The sequence below is a fragment of the Roseobacter sinensis genome, from assembly GCF_025755255.1.
In the GTDB taxonomy this organism is placed as follows: domain Bacteria; phylum Pseudomonadota; class Alphaproteobacteria; order Rhodobacterales; family Rhodobacteraceae; genus Roseobacter; species Roseobacter sinensis.
In genome coordinates this window covers 146198-171397 of the sequence record NZ_JALIEB010000011.1, presented here as the reverse complement: position 1 = coordinate 171397, position 25200 = coordinate 146198, and the positions used below count along the sequence as shown (strand labels likewise).

General features: G+C 61.4%; 20 protein-coding genes and 1 tRNA gene. 13 read left to right on the top strand and 8 right to left on the bottom strand.

Annotation, left to right across the window (positions count from 1 at the left end; genetic code table 11):
* Positions 1-197, top strand: a 197-nt coding sequence (locus tag MUB52_RS16535; protein WP_263845347.1) for a hypothetical protein, incomplete at its 5' end; no start/stop codon positions are given.
* Between the two features lie 178 nt (positions 198-375).
* On the opposite strand, the gene MUB52_RS16530 is transcribed toward MUB52_RS16535, so the two are convergent.
* The gene (locus tag MUB52_RS16530) at positions 376-1113 is read right to left on the bottom strand and encodes a response regulator transcription factor (protein ID WP_263845346.1); all 738 of its coding nucleotides are present in this window, start codon (positions 1111-1113) and stop codon (positions 376-378) included.
* A complete protein-coding gene (locus tag MUB52_RS16525; protein WP_263845345.1) occupies positions 1110-3485 on the bottom strand; it encodes an ATP-binding protein in 2376 nt (791 codons plus the stop codon). The genes MUB52_RS16530 and MUB52_RS16525 overlap by 4 nt, the downstream gene beginning before the upstream one ends.
* Positions 3486-3696: 211 nt before the next feature.
* Here MUB52_RS16525 and MUB52_RS16520 point away from each other — a divergent pair, with 211 nt between their 5' ends.
* The 7 genes from MUB52_RS16520 to MUB52_RS16490 all read left to right on the top strand — a co-directional run bounded on the left by MUB52_RS16520 (position 3697) and on the right by MUB52_RS16490 (position 13159).
* On the top strand, positions 3697-6438 hold the full coding sequence (locus MUB52_RS16520) for a molybdopterin-dependent oxidoreductase (protein ID WP_263845344.1): 2742 nt from the start codon (positions 3697-3699) through the stop codon (positions 6436-6438).
* 25 nt (positions 6439-6463) lie between these two features.
* On the top strand, positions 6464-7444 hold the full coding sequence (clrB, locus tag MUB52_RS16515; RefSeq protein WP_263845343.1) for a chlorate reductase subunit beta: 981 nt from the start codon (positions 6464-6466) through the stop codon (positions 7442-7444).
* The gene (locus tag MUB52_RS16510) at positions 7444-8199 is read left to right on the top strand and encodes a molecular chaperone TorD family protein (RefSeq protein ID WP_263845342.1); all 756 of its coding nucleotides are present in this window, start codon (positions 7444-7446) and stop codon (positions 8197-8199) included. The genes clrB and MUB52_RS16510 overlap by 1 nt, the downstream gene beginning before the upstream one ends.
* Before the next feature lie 11 nt (positions 8200-8210).
* Complete coding sequence (locus MUB52_RS16505; RefSeq protein WP_263845341.1) at positions 8211-8975, top strand: ethylbenzene dehydrogenase-related protein; 765 nt, start codon at positions 8211-8213, stop codon at positions 8973-8975.
* A gap of 3 nt (positions 8976-8978) precedes the next feature.
* A complete protein-coding gene (locus MUB52_RS16500; protein WP_263845340.1) occupies positions 8979-10091 on the top strand; it encodes a P-loop NTPase in 1113 nt (370 codons plus the stop codon).
* Positions 10092-11933, top strand: coding sequence for a WD40/YVTN/BNR-like repeat-containing protein (locus MUB52_RS16495; RefSeq protein WP_263845339.1), 1842 nt, complete (start codon positions 10092-10094; stop codon positions 11931-11933).
* A gap of 737 nt (positions 11934-12670) precedes the next feature.
* Positions 12671-13159 (top strand): cupin domain-containing protein, encoded by a 489-nt coding sequence (locus tag MUB52_RS16490; RefSeq protein ID WP_318527440.1) that lies wholly within the window; start codon positions 12671-12673, stop codon positions 13157-13159.
* Positions 13160-13525: 366 nt separating this feature from the next.
* Here MUB52_RS16490 and MUB52_RS24085 read toward each other — a convergent pair whose 3' ends face one another.
* Positions 13526-13699: a type II toxin-antitoxin system RelE/ParE family toxin gene (locus MUB52_RS24085; RefSeq protein WP_404818238.1), complete on the bottom strand. Its 174-nt coding sequence runs from the start codon at positions 13697-13699 to the stop codon at positions 13526-13528.
* A gap of 575 nt (positions 13700-14274) precedes the next feature.
* Here MUB52_RS24085 and MUB52_RS16485 point away from each other — a divergent pair.
* From MUB52_RS16485 to MUB52_RS16475, 3 genes are all read left to right on the top strand, one after another.
* Positions 14275-14349 (top strand) — tRNA-Gly (locus MUB52_RS16485).
* A 145-nt stretch (positions 14350-14494) separates the two neighbouring features.
* Positions 14495-16297 carry an ABC transporter transmembrane domain-containing protein gene (locus MUB52_RS16480; protein ID WP_263845337.1) on the top strand — a complete coding sequence of 601 codons (1803 nt, stop codon included), beginning with the start codon at positions 14495-14497 and terminating at the stop codon, positions 16295-16297.
* Positions 16298-16455: 158 nt separating this feature from the next.
* Entirely contained in the window at positions 16456-18351 is a 1896-nt protein-coding gene (locus tag MUB52_RS16475; protein WP_263845336.1) for an acyl-CoA synthetase, read from the top strand.
* Here MUB52_RS16475 and MUB52_RS16470 read toward each other — a convergent pair whose 3' ends face one another.
* Both MUB52_RS16470 and MUB52_RS16465 read right to left on the bottom strand, forming a co-directional pair.
* Positions 18352-19188: an alkaline phosphatase family protein gene (locus MUB52_RS16470; protein ID WP_263845335.1), complete on the bottom strand. Its 837-nt coding sequence runs from the start codon at positions 19186-19188 to the stop codon at positions 18352-18354.
* 135 nt (positions 19189-19323) lie between these two features.
* Positions 19324-19998, bottom strand: coding sequence for a PAS domain-containing protein (locus MUB52_RS16465; protein WP_263845334.1), 675 nt, complete (start codon positions 19996-19998; stop codon positions 19324-19326).
* Between the two features lie 218 nt (positions 19999-20216).
* Between MUB52_RS16465 and MUB52_RS16460 the strand changes: the two genes are divergently transcribed.
* A complete protein-coding gene (locus tag MUB52_RS16460; RefSeq protein ID WP_263845333.1) occupies positions 20217-20711 on the top strand; it encodes a thioredoxin family protein in 495 nt (164 codons plus the stop codon).
* A 198-nt stretch (positions 20712-20909) separates the two neighbouring features.
* Entirely contained in the window at positions 20910-21404 is a 495-nt protein-coding gene (locus tag MUB52_RS16455) for a GNAT family N-acetyltransferase (protein WP_263845332.1), read from the top strand.
* A 19-nt stretch (positions 21405-21423) separates the two neighbouring features.
* Here MUB52_RS16455 and MUB52_RS16450 read toward each other — a convergent pair whose 3' ends face one another.
* The 3 genes from MUB52_RS16450 to MUB52_RS16440 all read right to left on the bottom strand — a co-directional run bounded on the left by MUB52_RS16450 (position 21424) and on the right by MUB52_RS16440 (position 25187).
* The gene (locus tag MUB52_RS16450) at positions 21424-23061 is read right to left on the bottom strand and encodes an ABC transporter ATP-binding protein (protein WP_263845331.1); all 1638 of its coding nucleotides are present in this window, start codon (positions 23059-23061) and stop codon (positions 21424-21426) included.
* A gap of 82 nt (positions 23062-23143) precedes the next feature.
* Positions 23144-23956 (bottom strand): ABC transporter permease, encoded by an 813-nt coding sequence (locus MUB52_RS16445; RefSeq protein ID WP_263845330.1) that lies wholly within the window; start codon positions 23954-23956, stop codon positions 23144-23146.
* Between the two features lie 274 nt (positions 23957-24230).
* Complete coding sequence (locus MUB52_RS16440) at positions 24231-25187, bottom strand: ABC transporter permease (protein ID WP_263845329.1); 957 nt, start codon at positions 25185-25187, stop codon at positions 24231-24233.
* Positions 25188-25200 lie beyond the last annotated feature (13 nt).

Sequence of the window (25200 nt, the reverse complement as noted above, 5' to 3'; positions counted from 1 at the left end):
GCAGTTTTCATCTCAGTGCCAACTATGCCTTCCGAAGGATCAAACACAATGCAGTTGGCTGGATTCCAGCAAAGCGGGACATGTCAGCCATTCCGCTTCCGAGAGCCGAAGTCTGCATTCTGCGGTTTGACATGGCGGCGAAAAGTGCCACACGCGGAAGGCAAACTTTCGTTTCGGTTGCGAGAAATTATTCGTAATGCGGCCAAAGTGGATTTTGAGCTTCTCGGTCAAGTCAAATCGGAGAAACTCTACGCGCGCAATTCCTTCCTGCGCGGTCAAGGTCGCGCGAAGACCTCTGTTCTACGTTTTTTGCCCGTGGTCCGCGCATTGGCGCTGGCCAACGCGGGTTGCGCCAGCCTGTTTCTTGCCGGACAGCTACCGCTTGGACAGCATTTTGCGCTCCAAGGAAATAAAGTATCCGGTCCTGTGAACCGTCTTGATCTCGATGGGAGCATTTTTCAGGTGGCGCCGCAGACGGTTGATTAGAACGTCGATGGTTCGGTCCCCTGGGGTCCAATCCCGACCGCTCGCGGCGCGGGAGAGTTGATCCCTGGTTTGCACCTCGCCTGCATTCGTCAAGAGGGCCTGAAGCAGTCTCGATTCCGCCGGTGCAAGGATGGTAGATTGACCGCCTGCTTCTAGTTGCCGAGATCGCGGGTTGAACACGAGGTCTGCGGTTTCGAAAACGCCTTTGTCCGCGTCGTCTTCCGTTCGCGCGCGCAACAGTTGCCGTATCCGGCTGGTCAGCTCGAGTGGGTTGAACGGTTTCGTCACGTATTCCGCCGCGCCGAGACCAATGCCCAAGAGCCTATCTCGCGTGTCATCCATCGCGCTCAGGATAATGACGGGGCAATTGCTGCTGTCTTTGATGTTTTGCATCAAGAGCAACCCGTCGCTGTCAGGTAGTCTGCGATCCAGAACGACCAGCCCATACTGTTCTTGGGCGAGGTGGCGCTCTGCTTCTCGCGCACTCCCTGCAATCACGCAAGTTCCACCTGCGCCACCAACAATATCGTCCAGCATCAACTGGACGATCGGATCGTCTTCAATACAAAGAACCGCGGCCCGTCCAGCCGTTGCCCTGCTGACGCGGTATGCTGCCGTCCCGCTCATTCAGCGGACCAGCGCGCATTCAGGCGTTGCCAGGACAAAAGAGCCGTCAAGTCACGGTCGAGCGCTGGAAAAAAGAACGCAAGGTCGATGTCGTGATCCGGGTCAAGGCATGCGGTCTCGAGCTGGCGCAACGGCGGCTCGAGTTCGAACAGCCCTAGAACAGCGCAACTGCCTGCAAGGCGATGAGCGGTTATGGCCAGCTCGGATTTTTCGGGCGCGGAACGAAGGTCGGAAAGATCGCTCCGAAACTCAGCCCAGGCGGATGCGAAGGTTGCGATCATTGCCGTGACCGTTTCCGGCGACAGGCCTTGCAGCCCGTCAAAGCCGCTGATCGGTCCCGCTTGTGCCACTTGGGGCCGCGAGGCGGTGCCAAAAAGCGCGGAGGATAGGCCCACTTGTCCAGCGGGTTTGGCGAGCACCTGATCAAAGTCTTCGGTCTTGCCCGTCAGCGCCTCGACATTGGCGGTCAGAGCGACAAACTTGGCGTGCCGCGCAGCATTTGTTTTGAGCGACTTCACCAAACTGGGCCCATCGCCATCGGGCAGAAGATAGTCCACGACGAACACATCGAAGCGCGCGGAGGCCGCAAGGCGCATGGCCTCGGCAACGCAGGCGGCCCGGGTCACCAGCAGCCCCAGTCGTTCAAGCTGCCCTGTGGTCACGATGGAGCCAACAGGGTCGTCATCCACCAAAAGACAAAGCAGCATCGACGCAGGAGTGCCTGAGGAAGAGGCTGCAGTCTCTGCGCCATGGTCAGGCTCCGCCTTGACCGAGTTGAGCGGCACCTCAAACCACACCAAAGCGCCCTGCGATTGGTTTTGATACCCAATCCGTCCGCCAATGGCCTCAACCAAATGGTGCGAGATCGCCAGCCCCAGGCCGGAGCCTCCGTCGCCCGTGTCCCGCGCGCTTGCTGTGTCAAACGGGCGAAACAGCGCCGCGGCGGCGGCGTCAGGAATGCCGTCGCCATGGTCACGCACCGCAAAGCGCAGCACCCGGGCGTCGGGGGTGGGTGCGTGGCAAGAAATCGAGATCTCTACCCCCTCGCCATTGTCGGCTCGGAGCGCGTTAGAGACCAGATTGCTGAGAACCTGCTGCGTTTTCCCCCAGTCCAGGTTGGCCGTTTTGGGCACGCCGGGGTCGATGTCAAAGCTGAGCCGTGGGTGTTCAAGATTTCGACCGACCGAAGCGAAGCGGCAAAAGGCCTTGATCTCTTCGAAGAGGTCCGTGTCCGCTGGACGCGCGACAGGTGGCTCGTTCTCGAATTTCGAATAGTCGAGCACGTTGCTCAACGTTTGCAAAAGCGCCTTGCCAGCGCTCTCGATCAGATCGAGGTAGGTCTTGGTCACAGACGGATTGGCCGTGTGCAGAAGCTCGGCGGCGCCCAGAACGCTATGCAACGGTGTGCGGATCTCGTGGCTCATGGTTGCCAGAAAGCGCGACATCCCCTGCTCTGATTGTTTGGCTTCTTCTGCGCGACGTTGATGGGCTGTCACGTCGTTGAGCAAAACGACGTGGCCCAGAGCTGTGTTGTCCACCGCGTCGTGCAGCGCACGATGACGAATGTCGAAACAGCGGGGCCCATGAAGCGTGTCGAGCCACATCGGCTCGTCAGCGGGAAGCGCACGCGACATAATCTGGTCGATGATCGCCTGAAGCGACTTTTTGCGAAGCCGCATCGAGCGCAGATAGATGATGTCCCCCGCCTGCGCATCTTTACCCAGGAACAGCTCAGCCGAGGCCTGGTTTGCATTCACGAGGTTCCCGGCTCGATCTAGAAGAAAAGCCGCGTTTTGAAGGCTCTCAAAAATCGCGAAATACCGATCCTTGTCGAGCGAGATCGCACGCGAGCGCTCTTGCAGCTCTCGGAGGCGCAAGTTGTCACTCTTGTCGTTCCAGTCGGCGACGATGCTGAGCTCGGTTGCGTCAAAAAAATCGCGGACCTTGGCCTGTTCCTCTGCGCAGGCGCCGCCAGGGATCTGCGCGATCTCGGCCAGATAGAGGTTCCGGAAATGCTTGAAGAGCCCGATATACATCGGCAGTGTGATGCCAAGCGATCTATGCAGGCGCGCGATCTGGCGCATCCGGGCAAAGCGCGGGTCAGTGCCGTATTCAAGGGTTGCCATCGGCCCACCGGGCGCGTCCGCCGCGCCGGAAAGGTAAGTTCTCAGCGAGTCTGTGACGCTGACAATCGCCTCGACCCAAGCGGCGCGGATCGTCGTGGTGAACGGCGCATACCCGTTTGTCTTGGCAATCTCGATGGACTGATCAACCAAAGCGTCGAGGCGCTGTTCCAGAAAATCTGTCACCGCGTCGATCCGGCTATTCCGCCCGATACCGGACGGCGTGGCGTGTTCAACTTTGTTCTGCATTTGCCAACGACCGGGGCGGCCGTCCTCCCAAGCAATGCTGAACCGCATTAAAACACTGAATCCGGATGACGCAAAGCCTTCGGCGGTTTCGTTTACAACTCGTTTACATCATGTTCACAACTTCGCTGCCTTTGGCGCGCAGATCGCAGCTACACTTCTTGACAAAAGACCGGCCCACACGACTGGGCAAGCTTACATAGGGAGGATGGACATGCTGCGCATGAAGCGTCGTGAGTTCTTGCAAACGTCTTCACTTGCGGGGGCGGGCGTTCTGGCTGCCAACAAGGCCTGGTCCCTCAACCGGCTCGAGCCCATCGAGGACACGCTTGGCGAGGATTATCCCTATCGCGACTGGGAAGATCTCTACCGCCGCGAATACACCTGGGACAAGATCGGCAAGGCGGCCCATTGCATCAACTGCGTCGGCAACTGCGCCTTCGATGTCTATGTCAAAGACGGCATCGTCATCCGCGAGGAACAGCTCGCCAAATACCCACAGATCAACCCCAATGTCCCGGACGCCAATCCGCGCGGCTGTCAAAAAGGCGCGATCCATTCGGCGGCCATGTATGAGGGTGATCGCCTTCGCTATCCGATGAAGCGCGTCGGCGAGCGCGGCGAAGGCAAATGGCAGCGCATGGAGTGGGACGAGATCACCGAAGAGATCGCAGACAAGGTGATCGACATCTTCGAGAACTACGGCCCCGGCAATTTGATGACCCACACGGGCTCTGGCAACCTGTCGATGGTCCGCTTCGCTGCACCCTACCGGTTTGCCTCGCTGGTGGGCGGTGTGCAGCTCGATATCTTCACCGATGTCGGCGATCTGAACACCGGCACGCATCTCGCCTATGGCAACCCGCTGGAAAGCTTCACCTCGGATGCCTGGTTCGATGCCGACTACATCATGATGTCGCTCTTCAATCCGAATGCGACGCGGATCCCGGATGCCCATTACATTTGGGAAGCGAAGTGGAACGGGGCGCGGGTCGTTTCCGTCGCGCCTGACTATAATCCATCTTCGATCCATGCGGATCTGTGGATGCCTATCAAGCCGGGCGCCGACCCGTTCCTGTCGATGGCTTTCGTGAACGTGATCATCGAGGAGGCGCTCTATAAGCCAGACTTCATGAAGGAACAGACCGATCTGCCGGTGCTGGTTCGGACTGACACGGGGATGATGCTGCGTGAGGCTGACCTCGTAGATGGCGGCTCGGATCAGAACTTCTATCACTGGGACCTGAACACAGACGCCGCTGTGATGATCAAGGGCTCAATGGGGGACGCCGCCAAGACCAAGACCATCGCGCTCGATGGCGTTGATCCCGCGCTGGAAGGCACCTTTACGGTCGACGGCATTGAGGTCACGACGGTCTTTGAGAAGGTCAAGGAAGAGGCCGCCAAGTTCACCCCTGAGGCGACGCAAGCTGACACTGGCATCGCCCCGGACATGGTCCGGCAAGAGGCCCGCGCCTTTGCAAATGCCAGGAAGGCGATCCTGATGCTGGGCTTCAACATCGGGCGCTATTCCAACGGAATATACACCGGTTGGGCGCAGTCGCTGATGCTTGCGCTCACCGGTCATGGCGGCAAAACCGGCGGCGTCGACACCTCTTGGATCGACTGGAAGCACATCCCCTGGCTCAGCCTTGCGCTCTATGGCTTTGAAAAATTTCCCCGGCTTGAGCCCGGCGGTATGGCCGAGTTCCAGCGTGGCCACATGATCGACCACGCCCGCAAGCATTTCGACAACGCCAAACTCAAGGAGCGCGTGGGCTTCGATCTCGATGAGATGGAAGAGATGATCAACGAGAGTATCTCGGAAGGCTGGATGCCATATAACGGCGAGATGAAGGGGCTGATCTCGATCGCCGACAACAAGTTCCGCCGCAACAAATTCGCCGACAAATATCGCGAGCGCATCCTCGAGGAGGTGAAGGACCTCTTCGTGGACATCAACGTGCGGATGGACAGCACCGCGCAATGGGCGGATTACCTGCTGCCCGCCGCAAGCCACTACGAGGCGTGGGATCTGCGATCGGTTGGTTACCACCGCTTCATCAACGTCTTCTCGCGTCCTGTCGACCCAATTGGCGAAGCCAAGCCCGACTGGGAAATCATGGTGCTCTTGTCGCAGAAGATCCAAGAGCGCGCCATCGCCCGAGGGATCACCGAAGGCTATGAAGACGGTGCTGTCACGCGCGATCTGCACACGATCTACGACGATTTCACCATGCAAGGCGCGCTGCTGACCGATTACGACGCTACCAAATGGCTCGTGGACAACAGCCCCGAGATGGGCGGTGTCACACTTGAGGATGCCGCCGAGCAGGGCTTTATCGTGATGACGGCAGAGGGTGGGAACAACCAGCCGATCCCGGTGGATGAGCCTTACAATCCCTTCGTCGCGCAGACAGAGGACAAGAAGCCCTATGAGACGCTCACAGGCCGCATCACCTTCTTCTGCGACCAGAAGACGTTCATGAGAATGGGCGCAACCGTGCCCACCGCGCGGCATCATGCGGGGGCAGAAGCGTCAAACTACCCGCTATCGTTTTATTCCCCGCACACACGCTGGGGCATTCATTCGAACTGGCGCTCGAACAAGTTCATGATGCGCCTGCAACGCGGCGAGCCCAACATCTACATCAACCCGCAACTCGCGGCCGAAAAGGGCATCACCGATGGCTCCAAGGTGCGGATCTTCAACGGGATTGGCGAGTTCTTTGCCCAGGCCAAGTTCTACCCCAGTCTGCCCACCACTGCGATCATGATGGAGCATGGCTGGGAGCCGCACCAATACGAGCAGGCCAAGCCCATGAACAACGCGATGGCGAGCCTGATCCAGCCGCTGGAGCTTGCGGGCGGCTGGGGGCACCTCGGCTTTAAGCTCTTCAAATGGAACGCAAATCAGTTGGCGCATGAAAGCAGCGTCGATGTGGAACCGGCGTAAGCCAGGATCGAGGGAGGATTAGATCATGGCTGTGAAACGTCAGCTTTCCATGGTGATGGACCTGAACAAATGCATCGGCTGCCACACCTGCACATCGGCCTGCAAGTTGCAGTGGACCAACCGAAATGGCCGCGAATACATGTACTGGAACAATGTCGAGACCATGCCGGGCACGGGCTATCCGAAGAATTACCAGGATATGGGCGGAGGTTTCGACGCGGACGGCGCCTTGAAGATGGGAACGGAGCCCACCGCCGAGGACTACGGCGTGCCTTGGGACTACAACTACGAAGAGGCGCTGATGACCGGGACCGACCCCTGGCTGCGCCCGAACGTAAAGCCCACTTGGGGTGCGAACTGGGACGAGGATGAGGGCGAAGGCGACTATCCGAACACCTACTATTTCTACCTGCCAAGGCTCTGCAATCATTGCGACAACCCGGCCTGCCTGGCGGCCTGTTCGCGGAATGCCATCTACAAGCGTCAGGAAGACGGGATCGTCCTGATCGACCAGGAACGCTGCCGCGGTTATCGCTATTGCGTCTCGGCCTGTCCCTACAAGAAGGTCTATTTCAACGAGGAAATCTCGAAGTCCGAGAAGTGCATCTTCTGCTACCCGCGCATCGAGAAAGGTCTCCCCACCGCGTGTGCGAAGCAGTGCGTCGGGCGTATCCGCTGGATTGGATATCGCGATGACGAGGCCGGGCCGATCCATACGCTGGTGGACAAGTACAAGGTGGCGCTGCCGCTGCATCCGGAGATGGGCACAAAGCCAAATGTTTTCTATGTTCCGCCATTGTCGCCGCCGAAGATCGGAGATGATGGCGAAGCTGCGGCTGAAAGCCGCGTCCCGCTCGACTATTTGGAGAGCCTTTTTGGCGACGGGGTCAACGCGGCGCTGGAGACGATCACCGCCGAGCGCGCGAAGAAGGCTGCGGGCGACGAAAGCGAGCTGATGGACACGCTCATCGGCTACCGGCACGCTGAAATGTTCAAGCTAAGCTGATGTCTATTGCTGCGAAAAAGCGCCCACCCATGGGCGACAGCCCCGCACGGGCCCGCGCGAAGGAAACGATCTGGCGCTTGTCCGCGCTGGCCTTCGGACATCCGTCGGAAGAGGTCTATCAGGCGGTGTCCTCCGGGGCGTTCCACACGGCCTTCTCGGACGCCTGGGCGGATGCCACCGGGTCGCCTTGGCCAAAGATGCCTGCCTCGCCGGATTACGCCAGCTTCGAGGCGGGCTATATCAGCGCATTCCTGCATGGTCGGGGCGGCAAGCCCAGTGCCGCGCTGCTCGCGGGCGACCACGAGCACATTCTGGCAGGGCTTTCACGGCCCGTTTTCATGCTGAATGTCGCGGCCTTCTACAAGCATTTCGGCCTGAAGGCCGCGACCGACGACGAGGGCAAGAATGACGAGCCAGACCATCTGGCGAGCATGCTCGAACTGATGGCGGTGCTTAGCCATCTTGAAGCGCGCGCGCTTGCGAGTGGCAAGGACACCAGCGGATATCGCCGGGCGCAGCGCGACTTTCTCTGCCGCTACTTGGGCACAACGTTGGAAACCGTGGCGGGGCTCTTGCGCCGCACGCCGATCCCGCATCTCGACCCGACATTGGCGCAGCTGGTTCAAGACCTTGCCCTGTGGTCCGAGATGCAGATCAACGAGTTAGAGGCACGCGTGGGTCTATTCCGCGATCCGGATGCGCCCAAACCACATGCCGCCCCCGCCGCTCAGGCGGAACAGAACCTCTGGGGATAGGGAGACTCAAGATGCCAACGAAATTTGTGACCTTGGCGACCTTAGCTATCTTAGCCGCGCCGACCATCTCCACCGCGCAGACGCTTGCGGAAGCGAATGTCAAACTGCTTGAACCCTACGACACGGTGAAGGTCTCGAAGATCCCCGACGGGATCTACTTGCGCAGCATCAACGACCCGGACGACATCATCTGGGAGCGGCTGCCTGAATATCGCGTGGAAATGAACCCGGCCTTTGCGGCACATGAATCCGTCGAACTGCGGATCAACTACGACGCTGAGACCACACAGCTTTACATGACATTGGCCAGGACGTCTGAACGGTTCTATGTGCGCCTGCGCTGGGTGGATGACACGCGCGACACGGCGACAACCTTCGGCCGGTTCCGCGATGGCGCCGCGGTGCAATTCTCGCTGGGTGATGACGAGACGTCCCCGGTGATGGGTGATGGCCCGGAGAATGCGGTGAACATCTGGTATTGGCGCGCTGACGACAATTCGGTTCAGAACCTGGCCGCTGGTGGGCCCGGCAGCACGACTTTACTCGACGAACAGCCCGTGACTGGCGAAGCGATGTACTTTGAAAACGACGGAGATCCAAACGAGTGGGTCGTGGTCATGTCGCGCGCCCTCGTATCGGAGGGTGCGCATACAGCTTCGTTCGATCGCGACATCGTGCCGATGGGCTTTGCGATTTGGCAAGGTGCCGAGCAACAGCGAGATGGCCTCAAAACTGTGCTCGACGGTTGGGTCCTTCTGGACATGTCGGCGGACTAGAGCATGCAGTTCCTGACGCCCGAAGAGAAAGCCAGCAAACCGCCCGAGGACTGCGGCCTTGGTCATGCTTGCGAATTTTGCCCGCAAGAAGCGGTGTGTCGGCTGGATAAACCGCATCACAACAAGGTCCTGATCGAAAACCGCCTGGCAGAGATCGACCAGATCATCGTCGTACTTGCCAACAAAGGCGGCGTCGGAAAAAGCACGGTCAGCGCCAATTTGGCAGCAGGGCTGGCCAAGGATGGGTTCCGCGTGGGCGTGGCCGATGCCGATATCCATGGGCCGAACCAAAGCCGGTTCTTTGGGTTTGCTGGCGCCAAGATCCGCAACTCGAAGGCCGGGCTGCAGACGCACGGATTTGTGGGCGACGGCTGCGCATACCCCGTTCAGGTCGGCTCGCTGGCCTTCATGCAGGAAGATGACACCAACCCCATCGTGTGGCGCGACGCCTACAAGCACGACTTCATCCACCACCTGATCGGCAGCTTTGACTGGGGTTCGCTCGACTTTTTGGTCATCGATATGCCGCCAGGGACGGGCAACGAGTTGATCACGCTGTGTGACATGCTGGAAGGCAGCGACGTCTCGGCACTTCTGGTTACCTCGCCGCAGGCGGTAGCGCAGATGGACAGTCTCAAGGCCGGGCGGTTTTGCAACGAGCGCGGGCTGCCTGTGATCGGCGCTGCCGTGAATATGGCGGGCGTGCAGTGCCCTCATTGCAAGGAAGAATTCCACCTATTCCCAGATGCCGGGGTGACCGAGGCATTGTCCTCTCTGGGGATCGAGAAAATTGCCGATATCCCCCTGGCCGCTGAACTGGCCCTGGGGTCTGATATGGGCGAGCCGATTGTCGTGGCGCAGCCCGACACGGTCGTGGCGCGGGCGTTTGCCCCGATAATCGCGCGCGTGGCCGCTCGGGGACGCAGGCGTTTCGAACAGGCCGTGGCGACCAGCATGACGGGTCTCTTTGCCGAGAACTTGAGCGATGCAGATATGCAGGCCGCGTTGGCGGACTTGCCGGACGGCAGGACATTAGAGGCAGAGATCTCGGCTTTGCTGGGGCAAGAGGCCGCGCGTCTGGGCCAAGCCAGCATGACAACGAAGGACAGCGACTGAATGGACGGAACGCAGGAAACCCTGTCGCGCCGCGGCCTGTTCCGCGGCCAGTTTGGCGCCACATCCCAAACGGAAGAGGGTTGGTATTCGGTCGAAGGCATCGCTGCAGGTCCAGGCGATGTGTTCTGGGACGGCTGGGCGGACGAACAGGGCGTCTTCGTCACCGGCGATGATGGCGTGATCTTCCATTTCGATGGCTCTGATTGGACGCGGCTGCAGTGCCCCGCGCCCGTGCCCATCCACGCACTTTGGGGCACGGACCGGAGCAATCTATGGGCCGTGGGCTGGATGGGACTGATCCTGCGCTTTGATGGCGAGACTTGGCATCAAGACCGCGGCTGCGTGGTGGATACCTCGGGCAAATACCCGTCGGTGCCCGACAACACGCCGCTTTTTGACATCTGCGGGCTGGAGGATGGACGCGCTTGGGCGGTCGGCGACCGCGGCACCATCCTGCACTTCGACGGTACCGACTGGCAGAGCGAAGACAGCGGCACCCGCGCGCATCTGCGCTCGGTTATCGCGCTTTCGGGCGGGCAGCTTTTGGCCTCGGGCGGGGATGGAACGGTGCTGCTGCGCGGCGATGGCGGAGATTGGCAGAAACTGGACAGCGCCGTATCCTCCAACTTCACCGCCGCCTTGGCCTTAGGTGATCGCAGCGCCTTGCTTGTGGGCGGGCGGTACTTTGTCGATGCCAACGGATTTCGCGGCGACGTCGTACTGTGGAATGGCGACACGTTCGAGACGCTGTTCCCAAGCGCCCAGTTCAGCCGGTTCCGCGAAATTGGGCGAACGGAGAAGGGCATCATCACGCTGGGTGATGCTGGACAAATCCACCTGATCCGGGAAGGCGAGGTTGCTCGGGTACAAAGCGGGACAAGTCATGATCTTTTGGGGTTGGTCTGCTTACCAACCGGCGAGGCACTGGCGGTCGGCGATTTCGGCACAGTTCTCGTCGGCGATGCAGAGGCGCTGGAATGCTTTGCACCGGCCATTGCCGCGGGAGAGGTCGCGCCGAATTGGACCCCACAAGAGAGCGGCACGGATCGGCAACTTTGGGGCATCTGGTGCGACCCGGAAGAGGGTGCGCTTTACGCATGTGGCGAAGAGGGCACCGTCCTGATCCGGGATCGTGGCCAGTGGGAGGCGCTGCCACCGGCAGGGGATCTCGGCATCCACGATCTGACACGCGCGCCTGATGGCGGGCTCTTGGCGGCCGGGCAGCTCGGCGAAATCCATCACTTCGACGGCAGCAGCTGGCGCAAGCATTTCGATCTCTTCATGGATGTGACGATCCTGTCGCTTTGGAAGCATGGAACGGACCAGATCTTTGCCGCCGGGGATGAGGGGCTGGTTCTGCATTGGGCGGGTGACAGCTGGGAACGGATGCCATCGGGAACCAAAAGCGCGCTTTATGGTCTCTGGGGGATGGACGCAGAGCATCTGCTCGCCGTCGGCGATTTCGGTCAGGTCATGCGCTGGAATGGTACCCGCTGGGATGAGTTCAACGCCGGGACCGAGCACTTCCTCTTCGATGTCTGGGGCCGCGCGCTGGACGATATCTTCATTGTGGGGCTGTCTGGGACCATTGGGCATTTTGATGGAAAGCGCTGGCAGATCACGCCGGCCCGGGCGCGCAGTGATCTGCTGGCCGTGACGGGGACTGAACACGACGTGGTGGCAGTTGGTGCCGCGGGCGTGGCAGCGCGCCATGACGGTCTGCGCTGGCATATGGAGCCAACGGGATCGACAGCGGGTCTTCGCGCAGCCACCGTAGATCGCGATGGCCGATATTATGCAGCAGGCGATGGCGGCACAATCCTGATCCGAGACCCTTCGTAACTGCGTTCGAGTGAGTTGAAACTTTCGACGATGATTTCAGACCTCATTTGGGACAGTTGATGCCCCCCCCGGGGGACCGAACGGGCCCGCGGTGTCCATTTTCCGCCCTCTGAAAGGATGGTCAAAACACACAATAAAGACGGGACGAAATTGCGTCACAAACCGGTCGAGGTCTTCCCAAAGGCCTCGTCGCTCGGTCTTGTTCCTCGGGCGCGAAGGTCTGAGCTATAGAGTCGCGAATGGCGGCTTTGAGAGCCCGCTCCGCAGCGACGGGCATGAGAAGGGAGCGGAAGCTCCGGGCCGTTCTCACCACGGTCAATGCTTGCTTTGCTGCGCTTCATGGCTGTTCGCGTACGTTGCAACATTCGGTACTTTGGGCTCGCATTCAGATTTCGCCGCTGCCGCGCCCAATCGCGGTTCTTCGGACGTGAACGGCAGCACATCGCGAAGTAAGCGGCGAGATCAGAGCGTTGGGCAAATCGGCCTCCGGTGACACACACCCACGGACCTTGCCGCAAGGGCATTAGGCGGCGATGAGCCCAGTTTGACTGATGCTGCACTACGCTCGAAGGTCCGTGTTGCATTACCGTCTGACGGCGCTCAATTGCAGCATTTTGGTTCTCGTCGAAGTTTCCGCGGACGCCTATCACAGCGCCATCATTGTCTCGGCGGAAGCGACGTTATAGCGTGGAGGCATTTCAACGAAGCGCAATTCAAACCATAGCGAGGGCCATCCTGTGATTTGCCGCACTGTCGTTAGTTTTTTTGTAACTGCCGGGTTTGTTACCACGGCGACCGCCCATGAACCCGTGATTTGGAACAACACCACGTATCAGGTGCGTTTGAGCGAGGAAGAGAGCGGCGGCGCTCTAGGGATCTTTATGGCGGAAATGGATGGACCAGGTGGTCCGCCCATGCATGTGCACGAAGATGCGGATGAAGCCTTTTACATCCTCGAGGGGCGCGCACGGTTTGTCGTCGATGGCCAAGAGATCGAGGTCGGCCCCGGAGATGTCGCGTTTGCGCCTGCCGGGGCAGAGCACACGTTTCGGATGCTGAGCGAAGAAGGCGGAAAGCAGATCACCATTCTCACGCCCGGAGGCTTTGAAGGGTTCTTCCAGGCGGTGGCCGCCGAAGAGTTGAAGATTCCTGCGGACATGGCACGCATCGGCGAGATTGCCGCCGATTTCCAGCTCCGGTTCACGGGTCCGCCGTTGGCACCGTAGCCACGGCATCGGTCGACGCTTGGCGAGAGTTTTGGCATGACCGTCTCAGTTGGGTAGTATGCCCCTGAGCTTGGATCGAGATTTCGTCACTTCGATAACGAGCCGCTCGCCCAAGTGCTACGGACCGGGGCAAATGACGCCGCGTTGGACAATCTCGCCACAAAAAAGTGATGCTCGGATGTACTTCGCTTTGTCGAATTCGGCGTGGCGCCAGTCGTGATCTCAATCAATCGTTCGATCCGCGTCCGGGCCTGCCCAAGCGCTGCGCGAACACGATGGCCCCATCTCTCGGGGATCGAGGTAAAGCTCTTTCAGGTTTTCACCAGGGTGCATTGGGTCTTCAAGCAAGCTCATCAGCATATCCTCTCAATGGTGGTCCACAATCTCGACATCGGCAGGGCAGTTCGGCGTCCAGACAGGGCAGATGAGCCATTGCCCGTTGATCCGCACGGAGTGTTGTCCAGCCCGGTTCTCTTTTGGTTCTTCCAGATGGTTGCCGGGTGGGAACCGAAAACTCTTCAAAACAACCGCACCATCCATCGCCGAGAGCACTGCCAGATTACATATCCAACAAGCACAAAGTCTTGTTTATCAAGAGGGCTTGTCCCCAATAATTATCACCGATCGGAGTTCAGAACGCTGGCCTTGGCGCACATGCAGCGAATTGGTGCTCCGTCCGCGTCTTGCTCATTGCCGTCCAGGTCCTTGCCGCACTACGAGCGAATGGCAGATATCGCCGCCGCTTTGCAGCGTCATGAATCTAGCGGTTGTACCGATTTTCGTGCTGCGTGCGCTTGCAGCACGAAATCACAACGACCGCCATGGGCACTTCTGCGACCTTTGACGCGCGACGCATCAATGACAGCGCGCTGCTCATTGTTGATCCTGGCGGAAGGGAGACAACCTGCTAGCGCCGATCAGCTTTGAATGATCGCTAGGCGGCAATATCGGAGCACAGGCTATCGAGTTGCCCCTTAGGAATGGATGCCCTTAGTTGTGGAGAGGCACATCGAGCTCGGGAAAGAACATTCACCGTTTTTGCCCGGGTTCATCATCATCTTTCAGTTTGGCAGCTTGACCCCACAAGGAGCCTGTCATATCACGGCAAAAGCAGAGCGGGCGTCGTATACTGGCTATTACCTCAGCCTTCCAAGCTGATGAAGCGGGTTCGATTCCCGCCGCCCGCTCCAACACGCTCCCCTGATACCACCGCACCACAGTTTCCGTCTTCGCGGGACGCGGCATATGCGCACTTTGCGCGCGGAAACGCAGCCGGTCTCTTGACCCTTTTGGCGCAGAAAGCCATGACAGATGGCGGAGGACGAAGGGATACACATGGCAGAGGCAACGCCCCCCGGACCCGGGCAAACCGAAGAACGTGCGAAATCGAAGAGGATTGGCGCGCTCGCAGCACTTTGGCCCTTCGTCTGGCCCTACCGCAGCTTGCTCTTTTGCGCCCTTGCCGCCCTAGTGATGACCGCGGTGGTGTCGCTCACGCTGCCCATGGCCGTGCGCCGGGTGGTCGACAATTTCGATACTGAAAACGCCTATATCCTCGACCAGTACTTCGCCGCGGCCCTGGGCATTGCGGCCCTGCTGGCAGTGGGGACGGGACTGCGCTATATGCTCGTCACCCGGCTGGGAGAGCGGGTCGTGGCCGACATCCGCAAGGCCGTCTTCGACCGCGTCATTTCCATGAGCCCTTCCTTTTTCGAGCAGGTGATGACCGGCGAAGTGCTGAGCCGGATCACCACCGATACCACGCTCATCCTCTCGGTCATCGGCTCCTCGGTCTCGATCGCGCTGCGCAACCTGCTGATCTTCGTCGGTGGGCTGGCGCTCATGCTGCTGACCTCGCCGAAGTTGACCGGGCTGGTGTTGCTGATCGTGCCGGCTGTGATCGTGCCCATCCTTGTACTCGGGCGCAGGTTGCGCGTGCTCAGCCGCGAAAACCAGGACTGGATCGCGGCCTCCTCCGGCAACGCATCGGAGACGCTGTCCGCAGTTCAGACCGTACAGGCCTTCACCCATGAGGCGGCCAGCCGTGCGCAATTCTCGCATGTGACAGAGCTCTCGTACAAGGCCGCGCGCCGTCGCATCTCGACCCGTGCGCTGATGACGGTGATCGTGATTTTCCTGGTCTTTGCCGGGATTGTTGGGGTGCTCTGGATCGGCGCGCGCGACGTGCGCGCCGGTGACATGACGCAGGGCGCGCTCGTGCAATTCGTGATCTACGCGGTGATGGTCGCAGCCGGCGTGGCGGCGCTCTCCGAGATCTGGGGAGAGTTGCAGCGCGCCGCTGGCGCCACCGAAAGGCTCGTGGAACTGCTGCAGACCAACGATACGGTTCAGGATCCGGAGGAGGGCTTGCCGCTGCCCGACCCCGTCAAGGGACGGATCGTGTTCGAGAACGTCACCTTCGACTACCCGTCGCGGCCGGGCATCCACGCGCTCGATGGCGTCAGCCTGACCATCGAACCCGGGGAGACGGTGGCCTTTGTCGGGCCATCCGGTGCCGGCAAGACCACCATTATCCAGATGATCCTGCGGTTCTACGATCCCGCTTCGGGGCGGATCCTGCTGGACGGCGTCGATCTGGCGCAGTTGCGCCGGGATACCTTCCGCAAGGCTGTCGCATTGGTGCCGCAGGACCCGGTGATCTTTGCCGCATCGGCCCGGGACAACATCCGCTTCGGCCGCCCCGAGGCAGCGGACGCGGAGATCGAGGCCGCGGCGCGGGCGGCCGCAGCCCATGACTTCATCGCCGCGCTGCCGGATGGGTATGACTCTTATCTTGGCGAACGCGGCGTGATGCTGTCGGGCGGGCAGAAGCAGCGCATTGCCATCGCGCGGGCGATCCTGCGGGATGCGCCCGTGTTGCTTCTGGACGAGGCGACAAGCGCGCTCGATGCAGAAAGCGAACGGGCAGTGCAGGCGGCCGTGGACACGCTGAGCGCTGGTCGCACCACGCTGATTGTCGCGCATCGCCTGGCAACCGTAAAGAAGGCCGACCGCATCATCGTGCTGGACGAAGGCCGCGTGGTCGCAAGCGGGCCGCACGACACGCTGGTGGCCGAAGATGGTCTCTACGCCCGTCTCGCACGGTTGCAGTTCACTGACGGGATGGCCGCAGAGTAGCGCGCAGGCCGCGCGGGATGTCCCTACGTCAGCCGCGTTTTACGCAGCGTCCCGTCGCTGCGGACAGGCTCTGAGCGCTTGCACAATGCCGTATTAGCCCGCATCCTCTCGGCCACGGAGAAAAGACCCCCGAAAAGGGGTTTCTGGGAGGACAATGAATGAGCTTTGCCGGGATCGAGGATCGCGATGCAATCGAAGCAGCGATGTCGTGGGAAGAGCGCCCGCTGCCCAAGACGCTTTACGGGATGCTGAGCCAGACCGCCGAGAGGTTTCCGAACCACAATGCGGTCAGCTATCAGATCTTCTCGGGCCCCAAGGACAAGGCCGAGACGCTGACCTGGTCCGCGCTGAAGGACCGGGTCAGCCAGGCGGCCAACCTCTTCCGCTCGCTCGGCGTTGGTGAGACCGATGTCGTGGCCTACGTGCTGCCGAACGCGAATGAGACGGTTCTGGCCTTGTTGGGTGGGGCCGTCGCGGGGATCGTGAACCCGATCAACCCGCTGCTGGATGCCGAGCAGATCGGATCGATCCTGCGCGAGACCAATGCGAAGGTGGTCGTGACCCTGCGGCCCTTCCCGAAGACCGACGTGGCGGACAAGACCGCTGAGGCGGTGGCACTGGCGCCCAACGTCAAGACCGTGCTGGAGGTGGATCTGCTGCGCTATCTGACGCCACCAAAGTCGTGGATCGTGCCGCTGATCCGCCCCAAGCGCAGCGTTCAGAACCAGGCCAGATACCTGAACTTCATGGACGAGTTGGCCAAGCAGCCCAAACCGCTCAGCTTTGCCGACAGCGCCGGTGACCGGGTGGCCTGCTATTTCCACACCGGTGGCACAACGGGGATGCCCAAGGTCGCGCAGCACCGTTACTCGGGGCTCATCTACAATGGTTGGGTGGGTACGGAGCTGCTCTTCAGCGAGGAAGACAATATCATCTGTCCGCTCCCGCTGTTTCACGTTTTCGCCTGCCACGTGATCCTCATGGCCGCGGTCTGTTCCGGTGCGCATGTGGTCTTCCCGACGCCGCAGGGTTATCGCGGCGAGGGGGTGATGGACAACTTCTGGAAGCTGGTGGAGCGCTGGAAGATCACCTTCGTCATTACAGTTCCGACGGCCATTTCGGCCAAGATGCAGCGCCCGATCAATGCCGATGTGAGCACGGTCAAGACGGCGTTTTCAGGCTCCGCCCCACTGCCGCTGGAGCTGTTCCGGCGCTTTGAGAAGGCCACGGGGGTCACGCTGGTGGAGGGGTACGGGTTGACCGAGGCGACCTGTCTCGTCTCCTGCAATCCGGTCGATGGCGAGAAGAAGGTTGGCAGCATCGGCATTCCGTTCCCCTACTGCAGGGTCAAGATCTACAAGGCGACCGAGAACGGGCCCGTGGAGGCCGACGTGGATGAGATCGGCGAGATCTGTGTCGCAAACCCGGGCGTTTACGTGGGTCACACCTACACCGAAGCCGAGAAGAACACCGAGCTCTACTTCGGCGAGTACCTGCGGACAGGCGATCTGGGCCGTGTCGATCCGGATGGCTATCTCTGGATCACCGGGCGCGCGAAGGATCTGATCATCCGCGGCGGGCACAACATCGACCCCGCCGAGATCGAGGAGGCGCTGCTGCATCACGAGGCGGTGGCATTCGCAGGCGCGATCGGTCAGCCCGATGCTCATGCGGGTGAGGTGCCCTGTGCCTTCGTCGAATTGGTCGAAGGGGCAAGCGTGACCGAGGATGAGCTTCTGGCACTCTGCCGCGAACATGTGCACGAGCGTGCAGCTCTTCCCAAGCATATGACCATCATGGATGAATTGCCCAAGACTGCGGTTGGCAAGATTTTCAAGCCGGATCTGCGCAAGCATGCGATCAAGCGCATCTACAATGAAGCGCTGGAAGAGGCTGGCGTCGCCGCTCGGGTCATTGCGGTTGTCGACGACAAGAAGCGCGGGCTGCTCGCTCAGATCGAGCCGAACGGGGCCGGCGAGGACGCCATCGCCCATGCGCTCAGTGCCTTTGTGCGGCCTTGGGAACTGGCCAGCACCGCCGTGGCCGCAGAGTAATCAGCGTAGGAACACAGGGGCTCGCATCGTCTCGGCGATGGGGGCCCCGAGCCGCGACAGGATCGTGGGGGCCAGCTGCAACTGGTCGATCACGTCCGTCGCATCCGGCCCTTCGGCGGTGCCGAAATAGTAAAGCGCTGTGTCCTGCTGCAAGGGATCACGCCCGCCGTGGTGGCCGCGCGCGTCCTGCCCATGATCTGCCGTTACGATCACCTCATAACCCGCGTTCCGCCAGCGGCTGATGTAGGGCGCCAGCATCGCGTCAAGCTGGTAACAGGCATGGTCCATCTCCCGGCAGTCGTGGAAGAACCGGTGCCCCATACTGTCGAGCGTGCAACTGTGCAGCATGCCGTAATCGAGCTTGAACCGCTCGCACAGCATGGACAGCGTCGCAAACAGGTCGGCGTCGGAAGGCGTCATCTGGTTGATCAGCCCATAGCCTGTCATCGTATGAAAGCGCCCGTGGTTGATGCTGCCGCTCTCCGGCTCATCGTATTCGATATCGCGCACGGGCTCGAAAGGCGCGCGGTTGAAGAACTCTGACCAGAAGGAATGCGCGACCGCGCCGGTGACGCCGCCAGCCTTGCGGACCTGCGTGAAGACGTCCGGCAGATCGAGGCGGAAGACGGTGCCGTTCCCACTGCACCCATGCTCCGCAGGCGTCACGCCTGTGTGGATCGAGGCATAGCAGCAGGCCGAGGTCGACGGCAGGACCGAGCGAAGTTTCCAGACGCGCGCATCGCCGCTGTCAACCCAGCCTTCGAGGTTACCGAAAAGCCGGCGCCAGTTCTGCCAGGGCACACCGTCGATGATGATCAATAGCAGTTTTCGGCGCATGGCGACCTCGCGGGACTGGGTTGTTCACCTGCCGGTAGCAGCCCCGACCGCGCGATGCCAGCGCAGATCTGTCGTGCCTGTGGCTCCGACTGTCTCCGATGGTTTTCGCCCGTGGGAGGCTGCGCGCGCAGACTGTCAGCCCAGCAGCCGTTCGATATGAGATTGATCCCGCCCGGCAAAGCCGCCGCGGCCGAGCGCCTCGCGACGCCGAAGGCTAGACCCTTGCGCCATCAGGCTGCTGTTGTCCCGGATCAGCGCGTTCTTGACACGTGTGAAGGCCGCTTCGAACCGCATGCCGATTGTATCGATGCGGAACGTGTCATGGAGGTTGATGTCGTCGGCGCTGATCCGGCTGCTGAGCCGCATCTGCCGTTGCGCCCTGTCGATCAGGGCGCAGGTGCGCGCCAAGGTGCCGCCCGTTTGAGTCGGTCTGAAGGCGAACTGGCAGCCCATCAACAGGGTCCGGTTGAGATCGAGGCGGAGTGGTTGGATCGCGAGCATATTGAAGAACAGGCTGCCATCCTTGCGGTAGTTGATGATGCAGCAGGAATCGCCCGCCCGGCGCTGGCAGGCATGGGCGATTTCGTCGGTCACCGTCCCGTCGGTGAGGCGCCCTTGAAGAAACCGGCAGTTCTTCCCGATGACCTCCTCAGCCCTGTACAGCGTGAGCGCTTCGAAGGCGCCGTTCACATAGATCAGGGGCGTGTCGTCCAGGTCCGGATCGGCGATGGAGATCGGAATGGGCAGGTCATCGCAAACAACGCGCAGCATTGGCAAGAGCCGCGACGCGACATCGAGATCGTCAAGCATGTGACTTCGTCCTTCTCGTCGATTTCATCGCGCGCTGTCTTTACAATTTGTTAAGGGAGCTAGGATGCGGCGGCCCTTTTTCAATTGCCCGACGCCACAAATCTGGACGTCTGATCACGGCGTTCCCACGGCATTGTGACAGCGCCGCCCCGGAAAGCTTTTGCCAGTCCAGTAAGGACGCCTTACCGTCTCGGCAAACGCGCGAAAGGGCCGCCCGTATGAGCAAACCCCGCAAATCGCATCGGCGCAAATCGACGCCCAAAGGTGGCGAGGCGAGGTCGTCCCGCCGCGATGTGTTGAGGTGGATAAGGAACGGCGCTGTTGGGGCGGTCGTTGTCGCGGGTGGCGGCTATGTCGCTGTCGGCTCGTTTCGCGCCTACGCTGCAGAGCATGACCTGAGCCGGTTGGGTCAGGGCAAACCCACCGTCGTCCAGGTCCACGATCCGCAATGCCCGACCTGCACGGCATTGCAGAAGCAGACCCGGCGGGCACTCACGGAATTCGGCGAGTGCGACCTGCTCTATCTGATCGCCGACATCACAACACCCGACGGCCAGGCCTTTGCGGTCCGCTACGGCGTGGGCAACGTGACGCTGCTGCTGTTCGACGCCGAAGGCGGGCTGCAGCAGGCGGTGCAGGGGATGCACTCCAAAGACCAGTTGATGCCGATCCTTCGCAGCCATCACGCATCCCATGCGATGATATCCGGCTAGGGCCCCGCCAGACGCGGGCGGAGTGGTCACGGAGTCCACCGTTGCAGAGCGGGCTTGAGGCTGCACTGATGCCACTGATGCGGCGCTAACCGGCGGCGCACTTGCGCCTCCTCGCCAACGACGTGGCCTGACGCTTTTCAACAGCGCCTGCGGCCTCTACGAAGGGGGCGTGTTCCATCGGCCGAGGGTTGAACCCCAATGGTGAGTTTTACGTACAGGACATTGACGCCGGATGATGCTGCGGCCTGGCAGGCGCTGAGGCTCGAAGGTGTGCGGGATTTCCCACTGGGCTTTCTGACGACCGTTGAGGAAGCGGTGGCGAGCCCCGAGCGGTGCCGCGAGATACTGCGCCATGGTGGGCTGCGGGGCGTTTTGGCAGATGAGACCCTTGTGGGCTTTTGCGGCTATCGGCCCCAGCAGCTGGAGCGCACGCGCCACAGGTGCGAGATAGGCCCCTTTTTCGTCACCCGTCGCTATCAGGGGGCCGGGGCCGCGACTGCGCTGATGCGGGGTGTGATCGACGAAGCCGAGGGCCGTGGTATCGCGCAGATAGAGCTCTTTGTCGACACGGAAAACCTGCGCGCCATTGCCTTCTACGAGCGGCAAGGCTTCCAGCGGATCGCGACATTCCGTGACAGCGTCCGCATTGACGGCAAGGCACGGCAGGATCACTTCATGACGCTCCGGCTCTAGGGATCATGCGGTTGGAGGCTCAGTGGCCCGCGCTTTCCATCTTGCGGTGTCTCAGCACCTCTTCGAGCCAGCCGAGCTTCATTTCAGGCACCGAACTCAGCAACAGGTCTGTGTAATCGTCGAAGGGCGGGGCGAGCACCTGCGACTTCGGCCCGTAGCGGACCACGCTGCCTTGATACATCACCGCGATGCTGTCCGCGATGGCGCGCACGGTGGCCAAATCATGAGTGATGAAGAGATAGGCGACGTCCTCGATCTTCTGCAGATCGAGCAGCAGTTTCAGAATGCCGTCAGCCACCAGCGGGTCGAGCGCCGAGGTGACCTCGTCGCAGATGATGAGCTTGGGTTTGGCAGCGAGCGCGCGAGCGATGCAGACACGCTGTTTCTGCCCGCCGGAGAGCTCGGCGGGGTAGCGGTCGATGAAGCCGTCGCCAAGCTCGATCTCATCGAGCAGCTCCTGGATGCGTTTCTGTTTCTCGGCACCTCTGAGGCCGAAATAGAACTCCAGCGGGCGCCCGATGATTGTGCCCACGGTCTGGCGCGGGTTCATTGCCGTGTCGGCCATCTGGTAGATCATCTGCAACTCTCGCAGATCTTCGACGGGTCGGGTCGCGAGATCGGGGGTGAGGGTGCGTCCGTCGAAGGTGATCCGGCCGGCGCTTGGGGGCAGGAGCCCGGTGATCACGCGGGCGAGGGTGGATTTGCCGGAACCGGATTCCCCCACTACGGCGAGAGTCTGGCCCGGGTGCAGCTCCACATTGATGTTCTTCAGCACGTCGAAGCTGAGGCCGCTGTAGCGGGCAGTGATGTTTTCGACCCGCAGGACGGGGGTATTGGTGGGTTGCTTCTCCTCGTGGCGGATCGAGCGCACGGAGACCAGCGCCCTTGTGTAGTCTTCCTGCGGGTCATTGATGATCTGGTCGGTGGTGCCGTATTCGACCATTGCACCCTGTTGCAGCACCATGATGTGATCCGAGACCTGGGCGACCACGGCGAGGTCATGGGTGATGTAGAGTGCGGCCACGCCGGTGTCGCGGATCGCCTCCTTGATCGCGGCGAGCACGTCGATCTGGGTGGTGACGTCGAGCGCCGTGGTGGGTTCGTCGAAGACCACCAGATCGGGCTCGGGGCAGAGGGCAAGCGCGGTCATGCAGCGCTGCAGCTGGCCGCCCGAGACCTGGTGCGGGTAGCGGTTGCCGATGGTCTCGGGCTCCGGCAGGCCGAGCTTGCGGAAGAGATCGACGGCACGGGCTTCGGCTTGCGCCTTGGTGAACTTGTTCTGGAAGATCGCCGCTTCGGTCACCTGTTCCATGATCTGCTTGGCCGGGTTGAAGGAGGCCGCGGCGGATTGGCTGACGTAGGTCACTTCGCCGCCTCGTAGGCGGCGGACGTCGCGGAAGGGGGCCTTGAGGATGTCGCGGCCGTTGACTTCGACGGTGCCGTCCGTGATCTCGACCCCGCCGCGCCCGTAGGCCATGGACGCAAGGCCGATGGTGGATTTGCCCGCACCAGATTCTCCGATGAGCCCGAGGACCTTGCCGGGCGCGAGGTCAAAATCGACGCCGTGCACGATCTCGATCTCGCGGGCTTTCTCGCCCGGAGGGTAGATGGTGGCGCCGATCTTGAGACCGCGGATTTTCAGGAGCGGATCAGTCATGGGGTGTCCTGTGATGGGGCGTCGGCTGGTCTGTTTGGCTGCGCCAAAGGCGCCCACCCGCCGACCCCCGGGCTCTTCAGTATCATCCGCGGCCTCCCTTCAGGGAGGTGGTGCGGTTCAGCACCCAGTCGGCCACGAGATTGATGGAGATGCAGAGGACCGCGATGGCATAGGCCGGGTAGAGGGCGGCGGCGATGCCGTAGTTGATGCCTTCCTTGTTCTCCTTCACGATGCCGCCCCAGTCCGCTTGCGGGGGTTGCACGCCGAGGCCGAGGAAGCTGAGGGTCGAGACGAAGAGGACCGCGAAGATGAAGCGCAGGCCCATTTCGGCGACCAGCGGAGAGAGCGCGTTGGGCAGGGTTTCGCGGAAGATGATCCAGCCGATCTTTTCGCCGCGCAGGCGGGCGGCCTCGACGTAGTCCATTACAGTGATATCGACGGCCACGGCGCGGGCGAGGCGGTAGACGCGGGTGCTGTCCAGAAGGCCCATGAGCACGATGAGAATGGGGATCGTCGTGGGCATGACCGAGAGCACGACGAGGGCGAAGATCAGCGTCGGGATCGACATGATAAGGTCGACGAAGCGGCTGAGGGTCTGGTCGATCCAGCCGCCGGAGACCGCGGCGAAGAAGCCCAGCACCGAGCCGATCACGAAGCTGAGTGCTGTGGCAGCGGTGGCGATGAAGATCGTGGTTTGGCCGCCGTAGATCATGCGGGAGAGCAGGTCGCGCCCGATGCTGTCGGTGCCGAGCAGGAAGCGGTCGGAGGGCGGTTCCCAGACGTCGCCGACCACTTCGGCCATGCCGTAGGGCGCGATGAGGGGCGCGAAGATGGCCGACAGGAAGAAGAGGCTGGTGAAGAAGAGGCCAATGAGGGCGGCGAGGGGGACTCTCATGCGGCGGGCTTTCGGGAATGACGGCGGGTCGGCGCTGTAGCGCTGGCGCGCGAGGCGCCCCGCCCGCCGTCCCATTCCTGGTACTCTATCTGCGAAGTCGTGTTGGACTCCGCAGGTTTGCTGGGCAAACCCGCTCTGTCCCCACCAAATGACCGCGTCAAGTCTCTGATTTGGCCTCGCATGAAAACTGCAAATGGGTGCTGGACCGCAGGTTCGCTTGGCGAACCCACTTGTCCCCACGAAATGAGTTTGGGACATCTTCGACGCTGCAAACTCATTTTGGATGCCTCAGTCTCGGGTTGGTGAGGATCGACACCAGATCGGCCACGAGGTTCAGCCCGATGTAGACGGCGGCGAAGATCAGCCCGCAGGCCTGCACCACCGGCACATCTCGCTTGCTGACGTGGTCGACAAGGTACTGGCCCATGCCGGGGTAGGCGAAGACCACCTCGACCACCACGACGCCCACCACCAGGTAGGCGAGGTTCAGCATCACCACATTCACGATCGGTGCGATGGCGTTTGGAAAGGCATGCTTTCGGATGATCCTGAGCATGCCGAGCCCCTTGAGTTCGGCCGTCTCGATATAGGCGGACTGCATCACGTTCAGGATTGCGGCCCGCGTCATGCGCATCATATGTGCCAGTACCACCAGCGTGAGCACCATCACCGGGATCGCGATGGCGTTGAGTTTCTGGCCCAGGCTCATGCTGTCGTTGATGATCGCAACCGAGGAAAACCAGCCCATCTGGATCGAGACCCAGTAGATCAGGACGTATCCGATCATAAACTCGGGGATGGAGATGGTGGTGAGCGTGACGGCCGAGATCAGCCGGTCCGGCCAGCGATCCTTGTAGCGTACCGCGAGCAGCCCAAGGAAGATCGCCAGCGGGACAGCGACCACCGCCGCCCAGAAGGCCAGGAACAGCGTGTTGCCCAAGCGGCTGCCGAGGCTTTCGGCGATGTCGCGCCCGTTGGTGAGCGCGGTGCCCAGATCGCCCTGCAACACCCCGCCGAGCCAGGTGAAATAGCGGGTCAGCGGCGGCTGATCCATGCCCAGTTCGGCGCGCAGGTTGGCGAGTGCCTCCGGGGTTGCGGACTGCCCGAGGATGGATTGTGCCACGTCTCCGGGCAGGATCGATGTGCCCACAAAGATCAGGATGGAGGCGGCAAAGAGCAGAAGGACGCCCAACGCGACGCGTTGGGCCACCAGGGTCACGATGGGGTGCATCGGCCGGACCGCC